Raw genomic sequence first — 18,570 nt, 5'->3', positions numbered from 1 at the left:
GTATTGCAGTTCGACCAGATAGACGATCTGGTCGCTGATATCGCCGTTGTTTTTAACTGGCCGCCCTCTGAACTGTTCAGCATGGATCTGGGCGACGTGATAGCCTGGCGCGCGCGGGCGGCTATCCGAAGTGGAGCCAGTGAAGCCGATGAAAAGCCTTGATATCCGCGTAGCCTTCAGCGCTATCGACCGGCTGACCCGCCCGGTCAACGCCGCCCGCCAGAGTGCGGGCGGTTTGTCTGAATCCCTCAAACGCACCCAGGCCGCTATTAAGGATCTGGACAATCAGTCCAGGACCTTCAACCGCCTGCGCGACAGCGTACAAAAGACCTCACGCAAGATTGATGAAGCCAGCCGTAGCCTGGACGGGCTGAAAAAGGCCCAGCAAAGCGGCACCGTGCTGACCGATAAGCAACGGGAACATATAGCGGCACTGGCCGCCAAACTGGAGCGGCTGAACGTCACCCGCGATCAGGAAATGGTTAAACTGCGCGCCGTCTCGCAGGCGCTGCGCGGTCACGGCGTGTCGCTGGTCGGCAGCAATGCCACTATCCAGAGTGCCATCCGGCGCACCGAGCAATATAACCAGACACTGGGGCGAGAGCGGCGGCAACTGGCCGCCGTTACGCAGGCCCACGCCCGTTATGAACGGATGCAGCAGACGGCAGGCAAACTGCGCGGCAGCGGCACGATGGCAGTGGCAGGCGGTGCGGCAGCCGGATACGCGGGCGGGCAGTTTCTGGCCCCGGCGGTCGGGTTTGATGAAGAGATGTCGCGCGTTCAGGCGCTGACCCGCCTGGATAAAGGCGATCAGCAACTGGCGGCCCTGCGGGCGCAGGCCAAAAAACTCGGTGCGGAAACGGCGTTCACCACCCGCGATGCGGCCAGCGGGCAGGCGTTTCTGGCGATGGCCGGGTTTACTCCGCAGGCCATTCAGGCGGCATTGCCGGGCGTGCTGAATATGGCGCTGGCCGGTGGCATGGAACTGGGCGAAACCGCCGATATCGGGTCAAACATTCTTTCACAGTTCAATCTGGATGCCAGCCAGATGGATCGCGTCAGTGACGTGCTGACCGGTGCGTTTACTCGCACCAACACCGACCTGTTCAGCCTCGGCGAAACCATGAAATACGCCGGGCCGGTAGCGGCCAAGCTGGGGATCAGTCTGGAAGATGCGGCCGCAATGGCCGGCATGCTGGCGAATAACGGTATTCGCGGCAGTGATGCCGGTACTGCCATGCGTGCCAGCCTTTCCCGGCTGGCTTCGCCGCCGAAAGCCGCCGCAGCGGCATTAAAAGAACTGGGCGTGTCGGTGGCCGATGCAAAAGGCAAGATGCGGCCAATGCAGGATGTGTTACGCGATCTGTACAAAGCGACCCAAAAATACGGCCAGGTCGATCAGGTGTCTTTCTTCAAGGATATCGCCGGGGAAGAGGCCTTTGTCGGCCTGCAAACACTGGTACAGGCGGCCGGTAGCGGCTCGCTGGGTAAACTGTCCGGCGAGCTGAAAAAAGCCAAGGGTGAAGCGGATGCCGTCGCCAAAAAGATGGCGGATAACCTGGGCGGCGATTTGAAAAACCTCGACAGTGCCTGGGAAGGTTTTCGAATTCAGGTTGAGGAGACGGCAGACAGGCCGCTGCGCAGCCTGACGCAGGGGTTAAGTGACGTGATCACCAACGTGAGCGGCTGGGTGAAAGAAAACCCCAGGCTGACACAGACGCTGTTACTGGCTGTCGGCGGTGCTACAGCATTCGCGGTGGCGATCGGTGGTACCTCACTGGCAATCGGTCTGCTGATGGGGCCGCTGGCTAAGCTCCAGCTCGGCTTTTCACTGCTGCTGGGCGCACGGGGCGTCGGTGGCGCGGTGTCGATGTTTTCCGGGTTAAGTAGCCTGCTCGGCGGGCCGATGGCACGCATGGGCGGCTGGCTACAGCTTTTTTCCGGCAGCGCAGGCCACCTAACCACGACACTGACCCCGCTGCGCGGCATGCTGCTGGCCGTGTTTACCTCTCCGGCGGCGGCGTTAGGTTCACTGGTCAGGGGCGTAGGCGGGCTGTTGTTGCGGCTGAGCGGCCTGCCTGCGCTATGGAGCCTGATCACCGGCGCTGTCTCGGTGTTAGGCGGCGTGCTGTCGCTGCTGTTAAGCCCGATCGGGTTGATTGGTACGGCGTTTGTGGCCGCCGGACTGCTTATCTGGCGATTCTGGGAGCCTATCAAAGCGTTTTTCAGCGGGATGTTTACCGGCATTGTTATCAGCCTTGGCCCCATTCGGCAGGCGTTTACGGGCCTTGCTCCCGTCTTTGATGTGATTGTGTCGGCCGTGTCTCGCCTGTGGGATCGATTTAAGCAGCTCTTTGACCCTATCCAGACCACAAAGAAGACGCTGGATGACTGCGCGATCGCAGGCTATGGATTCGGAAAGGTGCTGGGTTCGGCGCTGGACATGCTGTTATTGCCGCTGCAAAAACTGATGGAGGGGATCGGCTGGGTTCTTGAAAAGCTCGGTTTAATCCCATCCGGGCTGGATGCGGCACAGAAAAAAGCCGATCAGTTGAAAGGCGAACTGACGCCGGAAGGGAAAAACCGGCTACAGGGTCTGGTCACCAACCTGACCGGCGATTTAAAAGGGGCCACCACTGCACCACCGCCTGCGCCCAAGCCGCCCCTGACCGGGGACAGCGGCACCCAGCGCCGTTTGCAGAAGATTGCCGACAACACCGGCGGCGTGCTGGAAGAAACCAAAAAGCGCATCGGCCCCGGCGATATCGTTTTCAAAAACCTGCCGAAAGCGCTGGCCGTGCGTGGCGAATGGCAGGAAGCCCGGCTTACTGGCGGCACACCTTCTGCCCCTTCACAACCAGCCCAGACCATGCAGACGCTCAGCGACCGCCCCGCCGTGGTCGCGGCAACACAGCCCGTCAAACAGGCCGACGCGTCCCCGGTCAGTCGTCCGGCGGCCAGAACACCGGCGGCGGGTGGTTTCAATGGGGAAATTCATATACACCTGCACGGCGTTGAACGGCAGGACGCCCGCGAGCTGGGCCGTATTGTGGCCGATGCAGTCAGTGCCGAACTGGCCCGCCGCGACAGACTTCAGCGCGGCAGCTTCAGAGACAGAGAGTAAGGAGAAAAACCGATGATGATGGTATACGGGTTGTTTGTGTTTGAGCTGCAAACGCTGCCTTACCAGCAGCTTCAGCAGTCGCGCGCCTGGCGTCATGTGAAGAATGAGCGGATCAACCGTTCCGCGAAATGGCAATACATTGGCGCGGGGGAAGATCAGATCACGCTGAGCGGTGTGCTGTACCCGGAAATTACCGGTGGCGAGGTGTCGTTAACCGCGCTGACCACGCAAGCCTACAGCGGCCGCCCCTGGCCGTTGATTGATGGCACCGGGCAGATTTACGGCATGTACGTGCTAACCGGTATGCATACCACGCGCACAGAGTTGAATCGCTACGGAAAGGCAAAGAAGATTGAGTTTTCGCTGAGCTTCCAGCGCTGTGATGAAGACCTGCGGGAAAAGCTGCAATCTTCATCCTTTAGCGACATGATGGACAATGCGCGCAGCAGTGCAACCAAAGCGATGAATACCGTCAGCACGGCCATGACGGACACTGTCAACACGTTGAAAGGGCTGGTTTAACGGCCCTGTCTAAACAGGGCCGAATAAGTCAGGATGAGGGAATTTCCGGCCAGTCGATATCCGGCGCGGCGCCGGTGTCGATGCGTGACAACTGCACCAGATAGGTTTTCCATTCAGTCAGCACTGCCCGCTCCGCCTCGGTCGCCATAGCCAGATCAACCGCGTAACTCAATTCAGCAATTCGCGCCGTCGCCGTCGCTTTACGTGCTGACAGTTCCCGCTGCGCCGCTGCTGTTGCCGCTGCCTGTTTCGCGGCGGTGTCTGTTACCCATGCGGCGCCGTCCCACGTATCGTACGCTGTTGTCGGCGCCAACAGCGTCAGCTCATCCGGCAACTCACCGAGCGTTGTCACTGTTTGTTGCTGCCCGTCCGCCGTGCGATACACCGTCTGCCCGCGATAATCCGGCACATGCTCCCATTCCTCGCCGTCAACGCGGCGCCGCAATGCCTGACCCGCCGGCGGCAGGTCGGGCGCGTCGGCGTAACTATCAGCGGGTAACCCTGTGCCGACCATCAGGTATTCATAGCTCGCGCCCGTATACTCGCGCGTCAGCGGATCAACATGGTAAACAGTCAGCCAACCCGCACGCTCAGCCAGTCCGTTCTGACCCAGCGCGGCGCCTTTTACAGCAACAGAATATTTCTCATTCATTATGCAGCTCTCACGATGTAGTTAAATGCGACGTTGCGGGGGCGTACCGTTATCCAGTTCACGCCGCCCGAAAATACGGTATTGCTCGCCGTACCTGAAACCCCGTTGTCTCTGCCAGCGCCACCAGCCATTAGCGTGCCATTGGGGTAACCCTGGTTAGTAAAATTTACGGTGTTTACTGAACTGTCAGCATCGGCATAGCCGATGCCCACGTATACCCCAGCGCTGTCTGCATCGCTGCCGTTGTAGTCCATTGCCCCCGTTCGTAATCCGGTCGCCGCCTGCTTACTGGCAATACCTCGACCACCATCTACACCGCGATCGTCATCCCAGCCACGAAGAAACTCGCCGCGCAAATCCGGCAGCGCGCCCGATGGATACGCCGCCGCCAGTTTCGGATAGAGCGCTTTGTCAAACGACTGACCGTTGCATTTAAGCCAGCCCGCCGGCGCCGTAGCCTGCGGCCAGGGTAGCGGTATGCCTGTCACCACACTATTGATTTCAGACCGCACAAACGCGGTAGTCGCAATTTGAGTTGTGTTTGTCCCAGAGGCGGCAGTGGGAGCCGTCGGCGCCCCTGACAGCGCTGGCGAAACCAGCGTCAACCCAGAGGCGTACTGAATCGAGAGCGATCCCCCAATGACATCCCATTCGCCATTTCCGCGCGATATCAACTCAATGCCCGCGCCCGGCGGCAGCGAAATGCCGGATACGGACCCGGCGACGGCGCCGCCATAAATAATGTCCACTCCAGCACTGACTAGCGTTTGGGCTACTGTCGAGTAATTAATGAGCCGAATGGTCTGGCCGAGGGCAACGGTTGAACCGCCCGGCAGCGTAGTGGTAAACGTCGTGCCGCCGGTCATGTAGACAAGCGCGCCGGCTGCTGAGGCCGTGAGCGCGTTCGTGCTGGAAACCGACTGGACGCTGGCAATGGCCCCTTTCGCTGCTTGGATAGCGGCCATCGTTGCGATCTGCGTTGTGCTTACGCCGAAACTCGCCGTCGGCGCAGTCGGCGTGCCAGTCAGCGCCGGGTTGGCTATCGGCGCGTACTGTGGGTGAGGATTAGCGGCGGACAGGTGCGCCGTCATCAGGCTGTCTGTGTAGGCCCCTGCCTCGCTTTTGGCACCACTTGCCCGCGCATCCGCATAATCCTTCACCTCACTTTTGGCACCGTTCACCTGTGCATCGGCATAGGTTTTCGCTTCGCTTTTGGCTCCGCTCGCCTGCGTATCCGCATAGGATTTCACCTCGGTGATCTTGCCGTCGGTGTACGCCCGCGTCGCCAGCACCACCGACGGGTCAATTTTCAGCGTTACCGCGTCGGTACTGCTGACAATCAAAATCATGCGCACCGTCTGCACCCGGCCGGAGCCTTCCTGTAACTGCGGCTTGTAGGTTTCCGGGCAGTTGGCGACGGCAATCAGATTGCCGTTGGCGTCATACAGGCCGATTTCACGTATCCACCAGCCGCCTTCATCTTCGGGGATCACCTGCTCGGCAATAATCTGGCTGGGGTTCGCCGGATCAACGCTCAGAGAATTGAGCGGCGCCCGGCGCCGTTCGTTCACCAGTTTGGTTTGTGCCGGGTCGGGAGTTGGCAGGGTGCCGCCGCCATCGCCCAGCGCCATTTGTGTAATCGACAGTTGCCGTCCCAGCGCGGTAGCGTTCGCCAGCAGCGCCGCGCCAGTGTTTGTCAGCAAGGCAAAATATTTTGTCGTCATGCATTCACACTCACGTTATCAGAAAGATGTATCGCACCGCCGCACCTGTCAGCGCCGGTTGTAGTAATGGTTTCAGGAAAGTAGGGATAGACAGTCAATGCATCGCCGCTGTACTGCCCTGCGGCAATCGGGATTTCACCCGCGCTGTCCATGACGATATTTAGCCCCAGCAGGTGACGGCTCACCGGCTTTGCATCGGCGATCAGCCGCTCCAGCTCAAGATAGGTTTCTTCGGTGATGCCAGCATCCTGCACGCCGATATCCAGCCGGAAGGTGCCGGGCTGGCCGCCGGTCTGCCACCATTCTGTGACCCGAATCAGATAGCCGAACGGCTCCACCACCCGGCGCAATGCCGCGAGGGTGCCCTTCTGGCGGTGTACCAGCCATGCCGCCTTGATCACCTGACGTTTGGTCTGTTCTGACCAGCGCTTATCCCAGCGGTCAACCGACAGCGCCCAGGCGAGGTACGGCAGTAATTGTGTCGGGCAGCGCTCGGCGTCCCATAACGTATCCAGATCGACCGCTATCTCACTCAGGTGTTGGGTTGAGCTGGCGACGTGGCGCATAAAGTCGCTGGCTGACGGGGGCAGCAGGCTGTTACTCATCGCTACCGCCCTCGGTGATCGTGAACCCGGTACAGTACGCCGCTTGCGTGTCGCTGATCACGATGTCTTGCGCCGGTTCCAGCAGCTCGACACGTTGCACCCCTTGAACATGCAACGCCGCCATGACGGCCGAGCGAGCCACATCACGCCCGATGCGCCCCTGTGCGCCAAGCCATGACGTTAATGCCTGCTGCGCGGCCTGTTGGATCGGTTCCGATTCCGGCCCCGGATAGCGGTACAACACCGCTGTAATGGCATAGCGCACAATTTCGGCACTTTGCACCGTCAGGCGGTCACCGACCGGGCGTTTATCGTCAGCAGACAGGGCAGCATCAACCGCCGCCAGCAGGTCAGCCGAGGCGCTGCCGTCACCCTCGGCGGATAACACCGACACCACCACCGCCGCCGGCGACGGGCTGATCGCTTTGGCATCCGCTACCTTGCCGCTGGCACTTTTGGCGAAATACTCATACGCGCCGGTCGGCCCGGCCACGCTCAACCCTTCAAAGGCCGCCTGCGTTCGCAACCGTAGCGCGCTGTCGCTTTCCATCACCGCGTCGGCGGTGTCGGTTGCTTCGGTGATGGTCAGCCGGGCGGTGTTCAGGTTGGCCGACAGATTATCCAAATCGGACGACACGGCATGACTGAGCAGGCAGGCTTCCGCGCCTTCGTTAATCCGCTGGCGTAACATCATTTCCCGGTAGGCGATCACCTGCGCTATCACTGCTAACGGTTCGGATTCCAGCGCCAGCGCAGCAGTCACTGACGCCTGCTGAGCGGCCGGAAAGGCGGCAATCATCACCGCCTTCACGTCCTGAAGGATGACTTCGAAGTCCAGCACTTCAATGATTTGCGGCTGGGGTAACTGTGATAAATCAACCGTTGCCATCACTGTCACTCCTGAGCGTAATGGCAGCGTTGGCCGCCTGCATCGTTTCGGTAATCAACCCCGATAACGCCACGTCTACCGCTCCCGATGCTGAATAGCGAATATCGACGGCATTCAGCGAGATACGCGGCTCCCAGCGCGTCAGGGCAATAACGGCCGCACTCATCAACTGAAGCCGCGTAACGGCGTTCTGCGGCGCATCCAGCAGGTCAGGGATCAGGCTGCCGTAATCCCGGCGCATCACCCTGGATGCCAGCGGCGTAGTCAGAATGTCGCGCACCGACTGCCAGAGCTGATCGGCATCGGTCAGGGTGCCGGTGCCATGCGGATTCATGCCGGTATAGGTCGCGGTCATTGTGTGCCACTCGTCCAGCTACCGCCGGGCTGAATGCCGCCGTGGCGGTGGCTATCCACCTGGACGCCGTTAGAGGTCAGGGCGCCGCCGGAGTGCACCACATTACCGGCCAGGGTGCCGCCGTGGGTGATCTCCACCGTGCGGGCCTTCAGGTGCTGGGTACATTCCACCACCGGCGTGTTCAGCGTGACGCTGACCGAGGCCACCACGTTGACGGTTTTCATGCCGGTGGCTTCCAGCGCACCAGCCACAGCGTCATACCGAAACCGGGCACCGTCCGGCGCGGTGATCACAATCTCCTTCAGGCTGTTGCCCGGTGCCGGGTGGGCCTCGCTGAACAGACTGCCGATGATCACGGCGGTTTCCGGATTACCGCCAAGGCAGCCCAGCCACACCTGTTCCCCGACGGCGGGCGGGATCCAGACGTTAAACGCCCCGGCGCGCGTGGTGTTCCAGCGCAGCCAGTCGGTGAGCAATTCACCGCTCTTAACACGTACCCGCCAGCTTTCCGGGTCAACCGCCGTGACGACGCCGACGCGCAACACGTTTTCCAGTAATCGCATCAGTTCGGCGCTCATGTGGCAGCACTCCCCAGACTGTTGATTACCGTATCCTGGATCAGCCGTTCGTCAGTCGGGGAGATCCCCAGCAGTTCACGCACCGGATAGCGGGCAAAGGCACCCGACCCGACCTTGTCACGCTCGCCGTACTGATGCACGCGGGCGATACGGGCAGCCATGCCGTCAAAACCGACGCTGGCCCCGTCGGTATCGGCCCGCATTTTGAGAAAACGGTAGCCGCGCAGGCGTTGAAACATCGGGGCTTTCTTGCTGGTCGTGCGGCGCACCGCCTGCGTGTTGATCTCGATATAACGCTCAATATCGCTGCGGTAAAACGTGCGGATGGCATTGCGGTCTTCATCAAAGCCGGTGATTGTGCGGCCGTATTTTCCCCGGCCGCCGTGCCAGTTTTTCAGGTGGCGCACCTGGCCTTCCCAGACAAAAATCATTCCCTGCTGCGAGCGCAACACCTTGCGGCGGCGGGTTGCATAGGCCGAGCCGTCCGGGTTCCTCTGCGCCCTGATGCGCTGCTGCTGACTGCGTCGCAGCGCCTGCCCGACCTGACGGGCTGTTTTCAGCCGCCCGGCGGGTGACAGACCTGAAAGGATGTCGTCAAACACCTGATCCAGTGCGTGAAACAGTTTATCCGTCATGTCGCTGTCTCCCCGGTGGCATCGTCAAGCACCGCATCCCATACCCCGCCGGTGAGGCGCGGACGAGGTTCAGGCAGATGTTCAGCACGCAGGATGCCGTTATCGTCCCGCGTGACCCTGACCCGCTCGCGCACCGGAATTTCAAACAGAATGTCAGCGCTGTCGTCGTTGTTGATCAGCGTGGTGAATTTCACCTCGCGGTTCTTTTGCGGGTTCAGCAACAGGTCGGGCTGGTTCTGCCATAGCCAGGCCATTAACGGTAAGGTGAAATCGTCGATATCACCGGTGAAGTTCATCACGAACAGCACCAGCGAGTAGCGGTACAGAAACGACGGCGTTTCCCCGGTGGTTTCAATACCGCCTTCTTCCACAAATACCGTGAAGGCTTCCGGGTTGGCCCGGCACCAGACATTGGATGCCGTCAGCGCATCACGCAGCGAATCGGTTTTCAGCATGAGCATTCCCCTATGGTGTGGCGGCGGCATCCTTCAGACGCTGAAGGCGACGCAGGTATACATCGTTGATGGCGGCCTTGTCTGCATTGCAGGTGTCCAGCGCATCCAACAGCTGATCACTCCAGAGCGCGACCGCGCCCCAGGTCACCGGTGTTTTCAGTACGGGCGTCGGTGTGGGTGCCGTCAGGCTGGGTGGTACCGGGTCGTGCAGTATCTGCACGCTGGACGACGGCGGCGCGTTTTTGCAGGCTGTCGCTGACAGCAACAGGCACCACAGTGTTAGCGCACGTATCGGGCTGCATCCCCTCACGCATCTTTTCACGGCGTTCTTCCCCCTCGGCATAACGCTGTTGCTCGCGCTCGCGCACCTGCGCCAGCACGTTTCTGGCATCGTCGGCCAGTGCCCGGAATTCGGTTAACAGCTCGCGCTGTTGTTGGGCGCTGTCTGTCAGTGCCTCGGTATGCGCCCAGTCGATGCCGCGCTGGTAGGTTTGCCAGAGCACACCACCGACGGCCAGCACCAGCAGCACGGCAAGGGTGGCGGCCAGTTTCATGGCACACCCGCCAGATCACGCAGGCACCAGGCTTTAAAGTCGCTGCGACGATTGACCAGACCGGCGGAGCGCTGGCCGCCGCTGTTGACAAAGTCGGTCAGCCGCTCACACATCGCGGGCCATTCATGCGCCTGCGCATGTTTCCAGATGGTGGTGCGCTGCTTGCTGCCCTGCCGGTTGGTAAACCACATCAGGCCGCTGCAACCGAGGTTAAACGCCGTGTCGGTCATGGCTTCAAACGCCGATTGAGGCATGGCAGCGCCGTTAAAATTGCCGTTGACGCAGTTCTCTGCCCGCTGCATGTCGTTAACCCAGCGGCGTGCGATCTCGTCATTGCTGTACGGCCGATTTTGCACGTTACCGGTAGAGCCAATGCCCACCGTCAGCACTCCGGCGGGGCAGTAATACGGCGACGCCCGGCAGTCTTCCCAACTGGCCGTTTTCTGCTGTGCTTCCGGCGACGTGCGCAGTGTGCCGGGGGACAGCGTGACGCCGAGCGCCACAATCAGCGCAATCGAACAGCGTTTAATCGCGGTTTTCATCGTCAACGTCACCCTGATGCAAAATGGCCACCGCACGGCGTTCCGACGTATTCAGCGTGCGGCGCTCGGACTGCTGTAAAATCTGTTCAATCAGTTCATTGCGGCGTCGTTGTGCGCGCTCAATACGACGCCGGAACAACCAGGCGCGCCATGCGGTGACAACACCGATGACCAGGCCCGCCAGCGCGACTTTTTCACTGACGGTCATCACCCCGATGCCGGTCACCATCACGGACAGGCCATAGGTCACCCCATCATTGAGGCGCTGAAGATCGTTTAATCCCATAACTGCACCGTTTCCTGTTCTGTCTGACGGGGAATATCAGGCAGCGTGATAGCCTGCCCGGCCGTCAGAAACATCTGGCGGCTTAACCCCGGATTGGCGGCGATCACCTGCTCGGTGACGCCGGCGGATGTGCCGTAATGGCGATAACAGAGCAAGTCCACCGTATCGCCCTGAAGCGCCCGGACCACCATCAGCACAACTCCGCAAAAAGGCGCTGGGCGCCGCGTATATCGGCGATGCTCCAGCGCGCATCACGCCACAAATCGTCACGCTGGCTGTCAAAAGTGTCCGTTGCCTTGTCGCCTTTGGCCGTGGTATCCACATCGCGGTATCCCTCCAGCAGCAAGGCGCGGGCGATGGCATAAACCGCACGCTTGAAGCGGTACACCTTGATGCTTTCGCCGTTGACCTGTCCGGCCGGGACGTCCGCCAGTGCGGCATATCCGGCGGCCTGTTGTGTCTGCTGCCAGCTCGCCAGCTGGTCAGTCACATGCACCACCGCTTCAGTGGTGACGTGCATCAGGCGGGTGGTGGTGATACCGCCGGTGATGCGGGCGGCCAGGCGCAGATCGCGCAGGACGATCACCGGCCAGAAATCCCCGGCGCTGACTGCTGCCGCGCCGTCGTCAATCTCCGGCACGTCGCCGCTGTCACTAACACGTTTCGAAGCCACCAGGCTCATGCTCAACTCTCCCAAAAGTCAGGCGGTGGGCGCCGGGCAAAAAGACCGCATACGGGCAGATCACCCGGCGCGCCGCCTGTCGGACGGGGCCGAAGTCGTTAACGTTTGGCAGACTGACGGGCGGCTTTGCTTTTACCCGTCGTCCGTGTGGTTTTCCGCGCCGTGGTGTTACGCACGGCGGCTGGCTTTGCCGCTGGCTGTGCGGCATCGGTCGGGGTCGTCGCCGGCGTCGTCTCTCCGACAGGCGGCTCAGTGGCTGCTCCATCGTCGCCGGGCGCGCCGTCTTCCGGTTCGTCACTGCTGGCCGGCATGAGCTTTTTCAGCTCCCGCGTCAGCGTGGCGATATCCCGTTTCACCCCCGCGTTCGGATTGCGGGCCATCGCTTCCCGAAACAGTTTCAACGCCTCAGCTTTGGTTTGTGCATCCACTGCCGCACGGCGTGAGAAGGCGCGGGCTTTACACAGCTTGGCGCGCACTTCGTCCGGCATGTCTTTGCCGTCCACAATCGCGGCCACTTCATCCAGCACGGCGGTGTAACCGCTCAGGTCAGCGCGGTCGTCGGTGGCGGCCAGTGTCAGTACCGGGTTGCTCACTTCCTCAGCCAGTACCGTTACCGCATCGCGGCGGAACTTGTCGGCAGGCAAAGACAGGCCATGCTTAACGACGTAACGCCCCAGCCTCAGTGTCAGTGCGCTATCTTGGCAGTCGATCGCCCACACCATCAGGGTGACGATCACCTCATCCTGTCGTCCGCTGTCGCCTTCCAGCGTGCCATCAATCCAGCCGTCGTATTCCGGCAGCATGGCTTTTTTCATCTCCGCTTTGGTGGCGGCAGATTGCACCTGTTTCAGCGCGGCCTGATGCAGGCGCAAGCGGTGAAGGATTTGCTCATGGGCCGTGCGTGACACCTCCGTTTCGGTGTCCGCCTGGCCCCGGCGTTCGGCCATGACCCGCTGAAAATGTCGTTGTGCCGGTGTCAGCATGGTGTGTTCTCCGGTTGGGCGGAGTGTTACCCCGCCGGGCTGTTACTGGCCGTCGCCTGCGGCCTGCGCAAACTGAATGCCATCGATCAAGGCCACCTTGCCGTAGTCTTCCACCACAAAGTCATCGTTGGACGACTGGTAGGTGGCTATCCGGTTGTACTCCGGCTCTTCAGCAATGCTGCGGCGCAGCGCCCCCAGTTGGTAGTAAACCGACAGATTTTTGAACGAGGTGATCAGCACCGCATTGGACGGGAAGTAAGGCGCCAGAAAGGTCGGCAGGCCGCCCACACGCTCCTGACTGACAATCAACTGACCGGCCAGCAACTCGGTATTGGGGTTGCTCTGGCTCAGCGCATTGAGGCGCGGAAAGTTGCTGGACGTCAGCAGGTCGGACGCCATGATCACCACCAAATCCGGCGCCTTGCGGTGCCACGGATCCAGCAGGCTGTTTTTGGCGTCAAACACAGCGGTGTCGAGGTTGCCGTAGGTGCCTTTGGCAATAATCTTGTTGTCTTCGTCGCGGGCGGTCAGCGTGACGTTTTTGATAATGCGGTGCCCCGCATCGTTGCGAGTTTTTTGCAACCAGCCGACACCGCAATCCTGCAACAACGGATTGGCGCTGCGGTTGGACTTCTCGGCATAGGTGATGCCGTTGAAACCAATCATGATGCGGTCGAGGCCGATTTGCCGCGCATTGGCCTGACTGATCAGCGCCTGAAAGTTCGGCTGCGTCGCCCAGGCATCCAACTGCGGGTAACTGATCGCCGAGTCATAATTCACCTTGCGGCAATGGTAGGTGTTCGGCTCTTTGGAATGGTTGTCGGTCGGGTTACGGCGGGACGTGCCGTCGCTGCTGTTGTTGGTACTGGCGATCGGTCCCTTGCTGCCGATCAGGATCTTCTGGCCTTCCTGGGCTTTAACCCCAAACACGTTAATTTGTTTCAGGAATTCATCGCTTTCCTGCGCCGCTTGCTCCATGCGCTGCTGGGCAGCCGGTTCGACGCTGAAGGTCATCGCCACGTCATTCGGCTGCACCCCGTTAAGCTGCGCCTGACGGGAAATGTACTGGTTATAAAGATTACGGGTAGAATTTTCCATGTTCGCTTGTCTCGCTTAACGGTACTTAAAAGTCAGCCAGTTGCGCGCCGCTGTTACCACCGCTGGCCGCCGGACGCTGGCTGTAGCTGTTATCCTGCGTCGCCAGCTTTTGCGTGAGCGCGGCCAGCTCGCTGGTCAGCGTCTGGATGGTGCGGCTGTCCTGCTGCTGTTGGTTTTTCAGCGCGTTGAAATTGTCCAGCAGGTCAGCATGGGACTGGGCGACGTTCTCCACCGCTTCGCGTACCTGGGAAAACTGTTCACCGTCTGACTTGCGGCCTTTGCCGATAATCCCCATCACGCGGGAAAACCATTGCTTCCCCTCGTCGCTGCGCTGTTCGGACAGTTCGACCAGCTCCGCTTCCATCGCTTCGGTGAACATGACCGGCTCACCGGGCAGATTGTTGAATGCCTGTACCTGCGCCCGCTGCTGTGCCGCGAATTTCAGACGCTCAGTGCCCAGGCTGGCCGGGGTATCCGTCATCGCCAGACCGCGCAGATATGGCCTGCCGGTCGCGGCAAACTGCGGATCGATTTCGATACTGGAATAAATCTTCTTCCCTTCCCCGGTGAGCTGCTTCATTCGCTCGGTGGGTTCGATTTCCGCATACAACGCGGCGCGGCCTTTTAGCGGGCCGTCGGTAATGTCTTCCGCGCTCAGCGCGACCACATCGCCCATCGCACTGAAGTCACTGCCCGGATAGGGCGAAAGAATGTGCTCAACGTTAACGCGGGCGCCGTATACCTGCGGGTTGTAGCTTTCCGCCATTGCATAGAGGTGGTCACGTCCGATTTCACGCCCGTCAACGGTGGAGCCGGAGACGGCAACCCGGAATTTTTTACGGGTCGGTTTGGTGGTACCGCTCATGCCTGTAGTCCTGTCCTGTGGTGTCTGTGACATCATGATTGCAAAGCCTAACTCCCTGTCTCAACGAGGTTTTGTTGTCGGCGGAGGGCCAGAGCCGAAAGTGAGCGAAAGGCGGATCGCGCGCGGGGTAATCTTCCCGGCAAAGGGGGGAAACCGCGCATGATTCAGGACGCATTTGTACGGCAGCGAGCAAGACAGCTTTACTGGCAGGGCTACCCGCCAGCGGAAATTTCGCGCCTGATGGGGATTAATCAAAACACGGTGTACGCCTGGAAAAAGCGCGACGAATGGGACGAGACGCCGCCTATCCAGCGCGTAACGCATTCTATCGATGCACGGTTGTGCCAGTTGGCCCAGAAGCCAACCAAAACCGGTGGCGACCTGAAGGAAATGGACGCGCTGACCCGGCAGTTGAAAACGCTGAATGACGGCCAGCCGGGCAATGCCGCAAGCGGCAAGAAACCCCGCAAGCGCAAGGTGAAAAATCACTTCACTGACGAACAGATTGCCGCGTTGCGAACCAACATTCTCGACTCACTGGCCTGGCATCAAAACGGCTGGTATGCCCAGCAGGATCAACGCAACCGTATGATCCTAAAGTCCCGCCAGATCGGCGCCACCTGGTACTTTGCCCGTGAAGCGTTATTGCGGGCGCTGCGTGATGACGTGGCTTACCCTTATCAGCGCCACCAGATTTTTCTTTCTGCCTCGCGCCGTCAGGCGCACCAGTTCCGGGGCTTTATCCAGAAGGTGGCGGAAGAGGTGGACGTCGAACTAAAAGGCGGCGACAAGATAGTCCTGAGCAACGGGGCCGAGCTGCATTTTCTGGGGACGTCTGCCGCGACGGCGCAGTCCTACACCGGCAACCTGTATTTCGATGAATTTTTCTGGGTCAGTAACTTTGCCAACTTGCGCAAGGTGGCCGGGGCGATGGCGACCCTGAAAGGGCTGACGCGCACCTACTTTTCCACCCCGTCGAGTGAAACCCATGAAGCGTACCCGTTCTGGACGGGCGCACGCTGGAATGAGAAGCGCAGCAAGGTGCAAAAGGTCGCGTTTGATGTGTCATGGAAAGCGCTCAATAGCGGTTTGCTATGCCCGGATAAAACCTGGCGTCAGATTGTGACGCTACAGGACGTCATCGATCACGGCTGGCAATACACCGACCTGGAGGAGATCCGCGACGAAAACAGCCCGGATGAATACAACAACCTGTACGGCTGTGAGTTCGTCCGCGATGGTGAGTCCGCCTTTAACCTCAACCTGTTATTTAGCTGCGGCGCCGACGGTTACGACGAGTGGCCGGACTGGAAGCCCTTTGCATCGCGCCCAATGGCCGATCGCGGCATCTGGATTGGCTATGACGCCAACGGCAGCAGCGGCAACGGCGACAGCGGGGCGATCTCGGTGGTGGTACCGCCACTGGTGGCGGGCGGCAAATTCCGCACCATCGAAACCCAGCAGATACGCGGCCTGGAGTTTGAAGAACAGGCGAAAGTGATCGAAGCGCTGACCTTCAAATACAACGTGCAGCATATCGCCATTGATGGTACCGGCATCGGTGAAGCGGTCTACCAGATTGTGAAGAAATTCTTCCCGGCGGCGGTGTGCTTCCTGATGTCGGTGTCATCCAAACGCGCCTTAGTGCTGAAAATGCTTCAGGTGATCCGTGCCGGTCGCTGGGAATACGACCGCAGCGAGCAGGCGCTGATCAATGCGTTCAACGCCGTGCGGCGCGTCAAGACGCCGGGCGGCATCATGACTTACGACACCGACCGCGCACGCGGCTCTAATCATGGCGATCTGGCCTGGGCAACCATGCTGGCCGTCATCAATGAACCACTCGGCCAGGAGCAGGGCGGTGGTGGCTTTGCGATGGAGTTCTGATGAAAAGAAAAGATAAAACCGGCACACACCGGGCGGTTACCGCCAGTCAGCCGGATATGGCGGCGGCCCTGAAAAGCGATCCGGGGCTGAGCGCGTTTACCTTTGACGGCCCCTATCCGGTCAGGGATGGCCATGATCTGCTGGATAACATGTATTGCGCCGACAATGGCCGTTATTACGACACCCCGGTGGACTGGTACGGGCTGGCTCGCGCGTTTGGTAGTGCGTCATGGCACCAGTCCGCGCTGTACTTCAAACGCAATGCGCTGACCGGGTGCTTTATCCCGCACCCGCTATTGTCTCGTCAGGCGTTCTCCGCCTTCGTGCTCGACTGGTTTGTTTTCGGCAACGGTTACCTTGAACGCCGGGTCAACCGGCTGGGCGGCCTGCTGGCCCTGCGTCACGTTCCAGCCAAGTACACCCGGCGCGGCAGCGATCTGAATACCTATTGGTTTATCCGGCAGTGGAAGGATGAACACACGTTTGCTACCGACAGCGTGTGCCACGTCATCAACCCGGATATTCACCAGGAGATATACGGTATGCCGGAATACATGGGCGCGCTGCTGTCGGCCAGCCTGTCACACTCTGCCGATATGTTCCGCAAGCTCTACTATGACAACGGTTCGCACGCCGGGTGCATTATCTACATCGGCGCATCCCAGGTGGATACCGAAAGCATGGATAACGTGAAGAAAACGCTGAAGGAAGCGCGCGGTAAAGGCGCGTTTAAAAACCTGCTGTTACATGCGCCGGGCGGCGGTGAAAAAGGGGTACAGATTATTCCCTTCAGCCAGATATCTGCCAAAGATGAATTCCTGAATATCAAATCGGTGACGCGTGATGACATCCTCGCGGCGCACCGTGTGCCGCCGCAACTGATGGGCGCCATGCCGGAAGGCAACGGCTCCTTTGGCGATGTGGAGAAAGCCGCGCGGGTGTTCGCTATCAACGAACTGATGCCGGTGATGGAAGCGCTTAAGCATGTGAATGACTGGCTAGGGATGGAGGTGATCCGCTTTAATCCTTACGCCCTGTTGAAAACCGAGTGATATCCCGCCACTGCCGTCGCACTCACGCGGCGGTTTTTATTCAAAAACTTTCACGCTGACCGCACACAATTTCTTTTCAGATCAACGGCTAACGCCACCATTTCCCACCCACATAAAACCGCATCAGCGCTACGCCATCGGGCGCTCTCACCGGATGCCGCGTCGCGTCTCCCGAACGAAAATACGCACGCAGCAGTCCGGGAAATGTGCCAGATTTGGCACATCAAAGGCGATCCCTACCTACCCCCCATCGCGGGGGCTGTTCCCCCGTCACCTGCGCGCTGCTCTCGCTTCATTTTTTGTGCAAGTGCAGAAACCGGCCCGGCGCGCACGCGTACCGGGCGGAAAGGGGTAAAACAGCATCAAAAAAGTTGTGCAAAATTGTGCGGGTTTGTGCGGCGCATTTGGGGTAAAAAAAACCTGCCGAAGCAGGTTTCAGAGAAGGTTAGCGAATGGATGAAATCCGCTCTAATGCTGCCCGAGCAAGGAACCCTGAGCGGCTCTTAAATTCCGGGTTACTCGCTACGCAGCGGTCAATACGGTCAGGTCAATCAGCGACACCAGTTTCCATCAATCTTGTGCGTAATGATTTTGAACCGTTGCATGAAATTATTTTTTAGTTAAAAACCTTAATTCAAAAAGTCATTTAATGTTTTTTTGCTTTGTAGTCTTTTATAATTTTCTTGATGTCGTTTAATAGAACGTTAAATCCGGTAAAATCTATTGTTTTTCTTTTAGGTTTAACTACATACTCAGCAAAATGATTCTTACCGTAGTGTTTGTCAGTGTCAAAGGTACCCTTATAGCTAAAGGTTTTTTTCTCTAATTTTTCGTTTAATGTTGCAGTATCAAAGAAATCCTCGATGGCACTATCCCCCCCTTTAATTAAAGGAGTTTGCATAACGTAAAGGTTTTTTATGACGTGAGTGAAGCTATCATTGCTAGAGAAGTTTTTCTTTGTAATTTGATTAACTAAGGATCTAACTGCAGGAGCACCAGAGTCATTATCAATTAATATTATCACGGGTTGGGACAGAGAAAATCTATTAAATTCATCGCAGTAACTTGAATAATTGCTTATC

21 protein-coding genes and 2 pseudogenes are annotated in these 18,570 nt (G+C 59.3%); 5 read left to right on the top strand and 18 right to left on the bottom strand.

Features of this window, described 5'->3' with window-relative positions; genetic code table 11:
* The first annotated feature begins 3 nt into the window (after positions 1-3).
* Genes DXX3274_RS14295 through DXX3274_RS14285 form a run of 3 tightly spaced genes read left to right on the top strand, consistent with a single transcriptional unit; the run spans position 4 to position 3,646 of the window.
* Positions 4-162, top strand: a complete 159-nt coding sequence (locus DXX3274_RS14295) for a GpE family phage tail protein (protein WP_016940976.1) — start codon at positions 4-6, stop codon at positions 160-162.
* The gene (locus DXX3274_RS14290) at positions 149-3,124 is read left to right on the top strand and encodes a phage tail tape measure protein (RefSeq protein ID WP_042860350.1); all 2,976 of its coding nucleotides are present in this window, start codon (positions 149-151) and stop codon (positions 3,122-3,124) included. Before DXX3274_RS14295 ends, DXX3274_RS14290 begins: the two co-directional genes overlap by 14 nt.
* A 12-nt stretch (positions 3,125-3,136) precedes the next feature.
* Complete coding sequence (locus DXX3274_RS14285; RefSeq protein ID WP_042860349.1) at positions 3,137-3,646, top strand: phage tail protein; 510 nt, start codon at positions 3,137-3,139, stop codon at positions 3,644-3,646.
* 28 nt (positions 3,647-3,674) lie between these two features.
* Here the strand turns inward: DXX3274_RS14285 and DXX3274_RS14280 are convergent, their stop codons facing one another.
* From DXX3274_RS14280 to DXX3274_RS14200, 16 genes are all read right to left on the bottom strand, one after another.
* On the bottom strand, positions 3,675-4,298 hold the full coding sequence (locus DXX3274_RS14280; protein ID WP_042860348.1) for a tail fiber assembly protein: 624 nt from the start codon (positions 4,296-4,298) through the stop codon (positions 3,675-3,677).
* Entirely contained in the window at positions 4,298-6,022 is a 1,725-nt protein-coding gene (locus DXX3274_RS14275) for a phage tail protein (RefSeq protein ID WP_042860347.1), read from the bottom strand. Before DXX3274_RS14275 ends, DXX3274_RS14280 begins: the two co-directional genes overlap by 1 nt.
* On the bottom strand, positions 6,019-6,627 hold the full coding sequence (locus DXX3274_RS14270) for a phage tail protein I (RefSeq protein ID WP_042860346.1): 609 nt from the start codon (positions 6,625-6,627) through the stop codon (positions 6,019-6,021). The genes DXX3274_RS14275 and DXX3274_RS14270 overlap by 4 nt, the downstream gene beginning before the upstream one ends.
* The gene (locus tag DXX3274_RS14265; protein WP_042860345.1) at positions 6,620-7,516 is read right to left on the bottom strand and encodes a baseplate J/gp47 family protein; all 897 of its coding nucleotides are present in this window, start codon (positions 7,514-7,516) and stop codon (positions 6,620-6,622) included. The genes DXX3274_RS14270 and DXX3274_RS14265 overlap by 8 nt, the downstream gene beginning before the upstream one ends.
* Positions 7,503-7,871: a GPW/gp25 family protein gene (locus DXX3274_RS14260; RefSeq protein ID WP_042860344.1), complete on the bottom strand. Its 369-nt coding sequence runs from the start codon at positions 7,869-7,871 to the stop codon at positions 7,503-7,505. Before DXX3274_RS14260 ends, DXX3274_RS14265 begins: the two co-directional genes overlap by 14 nt.
* The gene (locus DXX3274_RS14255; protein WP_042860342.1) at positions 7,868-8,449 is read right to left on the bottom strand and encodes a phage baseplate assembly protein V; all 582 of its coding nucleotides are present in this window, start codon (positions 8,447-8,449) and stop codon (positions 7,868-7,870) included. Before DXX3274_RS14255 ends, DXX3274_RS14260 begins: the two co-directional genes overlap by 4 nt.
* Entirely contained in the window at positions 8,446-9,084 is a 639-nt protein-coding gene (locus DXX3274_RS14250) for a phage virion morphogenesis protein (RefSeq protein WP_042860340.1), read from the bottom strand. The genes DXX3274_RS14255 and DXX3274_RS14250 overlap by 4 nt, the downstream gene beginning before the upstream one ends.
* Positions 9,081-9,539 (bottom strand): phage tail protein, encoded by a 459-nt coding sequence (locus tag DXX3274_RS14245; protein WP_042862131.1) that lies wholly within the window; start codon positions 9,537-9,539, stop codon positions 9,081-9,083. Before DXX3274_RS14245 ends, DXX3274_RS14250 begins: the two co-directional genes overlap by 4 nt.
* A gap of 116 nt (positions 9,540-9,655) precedes the next feature.
* The gene (locus tag DXX3274_RS14235; protein WP_042860339.1) at positions 9,656-10,093 is read right to left on the bottom strand and encodes a DUF2570 domain-containing protein; all 438 of its coding nucleotides are present in this window, start codon (positions 10,091-10,093) and stop codon (positions 9,656-9,658) included.
* Positions 10,090-10,635 carry a lysozyme gene (locus DXX3274_RS14230; RefSeq protein ID WP_042860338.1) on the bottom strand — a complete coding sequence of 182 codons (546 nt, stop codon included), beginning with the start codon at positions 10,633-10,635 and terminating at the stop codon, positions 10,090-10,092. Before DXX3274_RS14230 ends, DXX3274_RS14235 begins: the two co-directional genes overlap by 4 nt.
* Complete coding sequence (locus tag DXX3274_RS14225; protein WP_016940962.1) at positions 10,619-10,921, bottom strand: HP1 family phage holin; 303 nt, start codon at positions 10,919-10,921, stop codon at positions 10,619-10,621. The genes DXX3274_RS14230 and DXX3274_RS14225 overlap by 17 nt, the downstream gene beginning before the upstream one ends.
* Positions 10,912-11,112 (bottom strand): tail protein X, encoded by a 201-nt coding sequence (locus DXX3274_RS14220; protein WP_019843877.1) that lies wholly within the window; start codon positions 11,110-11,112, stop codon positions 10,912-10,914. Before DXX3274_RS14220 ends, DXX3274_RS14225 begins: the two co-directional genes overlap by 10 nt.
* A complete protein-coding gene (locus DXX3274_RS14215) occupies positions 11,112-11,603 on the bottom strand; it encodes a head completion/stabilization protein (RefSeq protein ID WP_042860336.1) in 492 nt (163 codons plus the stop codon). Before DXX3274_RS14215 ends, DXX3274_RS14220 begins: the two co-directional genes overlap by 1 nt.
* Positions 11,604-11,701: 98 nt before the next feature.
* A complete protein-coding gene (gene gpM, locus DXX3274_RS14210) occupies positions 11,702-12,586 on the bottom strand; it encodes a phage terminase small subunit (RefSeq protein WP_042860335.1) in 885 nt (294 codons plus the stop codon).
* Positions 12,587-12,628: 42 nt separating this feature from the next.
* Positions 12,629-13,684 (bottom strand): phage major capsid protein, P2 family, encoded by a 1,056-nt coding sequence (locus DXX3274_RS14205; RefSeq protein WP_042860334.1) that lies wholly within the window; start codon positions 13,682-13,684, stop codon positions 12,629-12,631.
* A gap of 25 nt (positions 13,685-13,709) precedes the next feature.
* On the bottom strand, positions 13,710-14,549 hold the full coding sequence (locus DXX3274_RS14200; RefSeq protein ID WP_042860332.1) for a GPO family capsid scaffolding protein: 840 nt from the start codon (positions 14,547-14,549) through the stop codon (positions 13,710-13,712).
* 159 nt (positions 14,550-14,708) lie between these two features.
* On the opposite strand from DXX3274_RS14200, the gene DXX3274_RS14195 reads away from it, so the two are divergent.
* Positions 14,709-16,436 carry a terminase large subunit domain-containing protein gene (locus tag DXX3274_RS14195; RefSeq protein ID WP_042860330.1) on the top strand — a complete coding sequence of 576 codons (1,728 nt, stop codon included), beginning with the start codon at positions 14,709-14,711 and terminating at the stop codon, positions 16,434-16,436.
* The gene (locus tag DXX3274_RS14190; protein WP_042860328.1) at positions 16,436-17,488 is read left to right on the top strand and encodes a phage portal protein; all 1,053 of its coding nucleotides are present in this window, start codon (positions 16,436-16,438) and stop codon (positions 17,486-17,488) included. The genes DXX3274_RS14195 and DXX3274_RS14190 overlap by 1 nt, the downstream gene beginning before the upstream one ends.
* Positions 17,489-17,933: 445 nt before the next feature.
* Here DXX3274_RS14190 and DXX3274_RS24270 read toward each other — a convergent pair.
* Both DXX3274_RS24270 and DXX3274_RS24010 read right to left on the bottom strand, forming a co-directional pair.
* A pseudogene (locus tag DXX3274_RS24270) lies at positions 17,934-18,032 on the bottom strand (type II toxin-antitoxin system HicB family antitoxin); the annotation flags it as partial.
* Positions 18,033-18,134: 102 nt separating this feature from the next.
* Positions 18,135-18,570: pseudogene (locus tag DXX3274_RS24010) on the bottom strand (hypothetical protein); the annotation flags it as partial.

It is taken from the genome of Dickeya sp. NCPPB 3274, from assembly GCF_000406205.1.
GTDB classification, from domain to species: domain Bacteria; phylum Pseudomonadota; class Gammaproteobacteria; order Enterobacterales; family Enterobacteriaceae; genus Dickeya; species Dickeya fangzhongdai.
The sequence above is the reverse complement of the archived record's forward strand: the minus strand, read 5'-3'. Positions and strand labels throughout refer to the sequence as shown.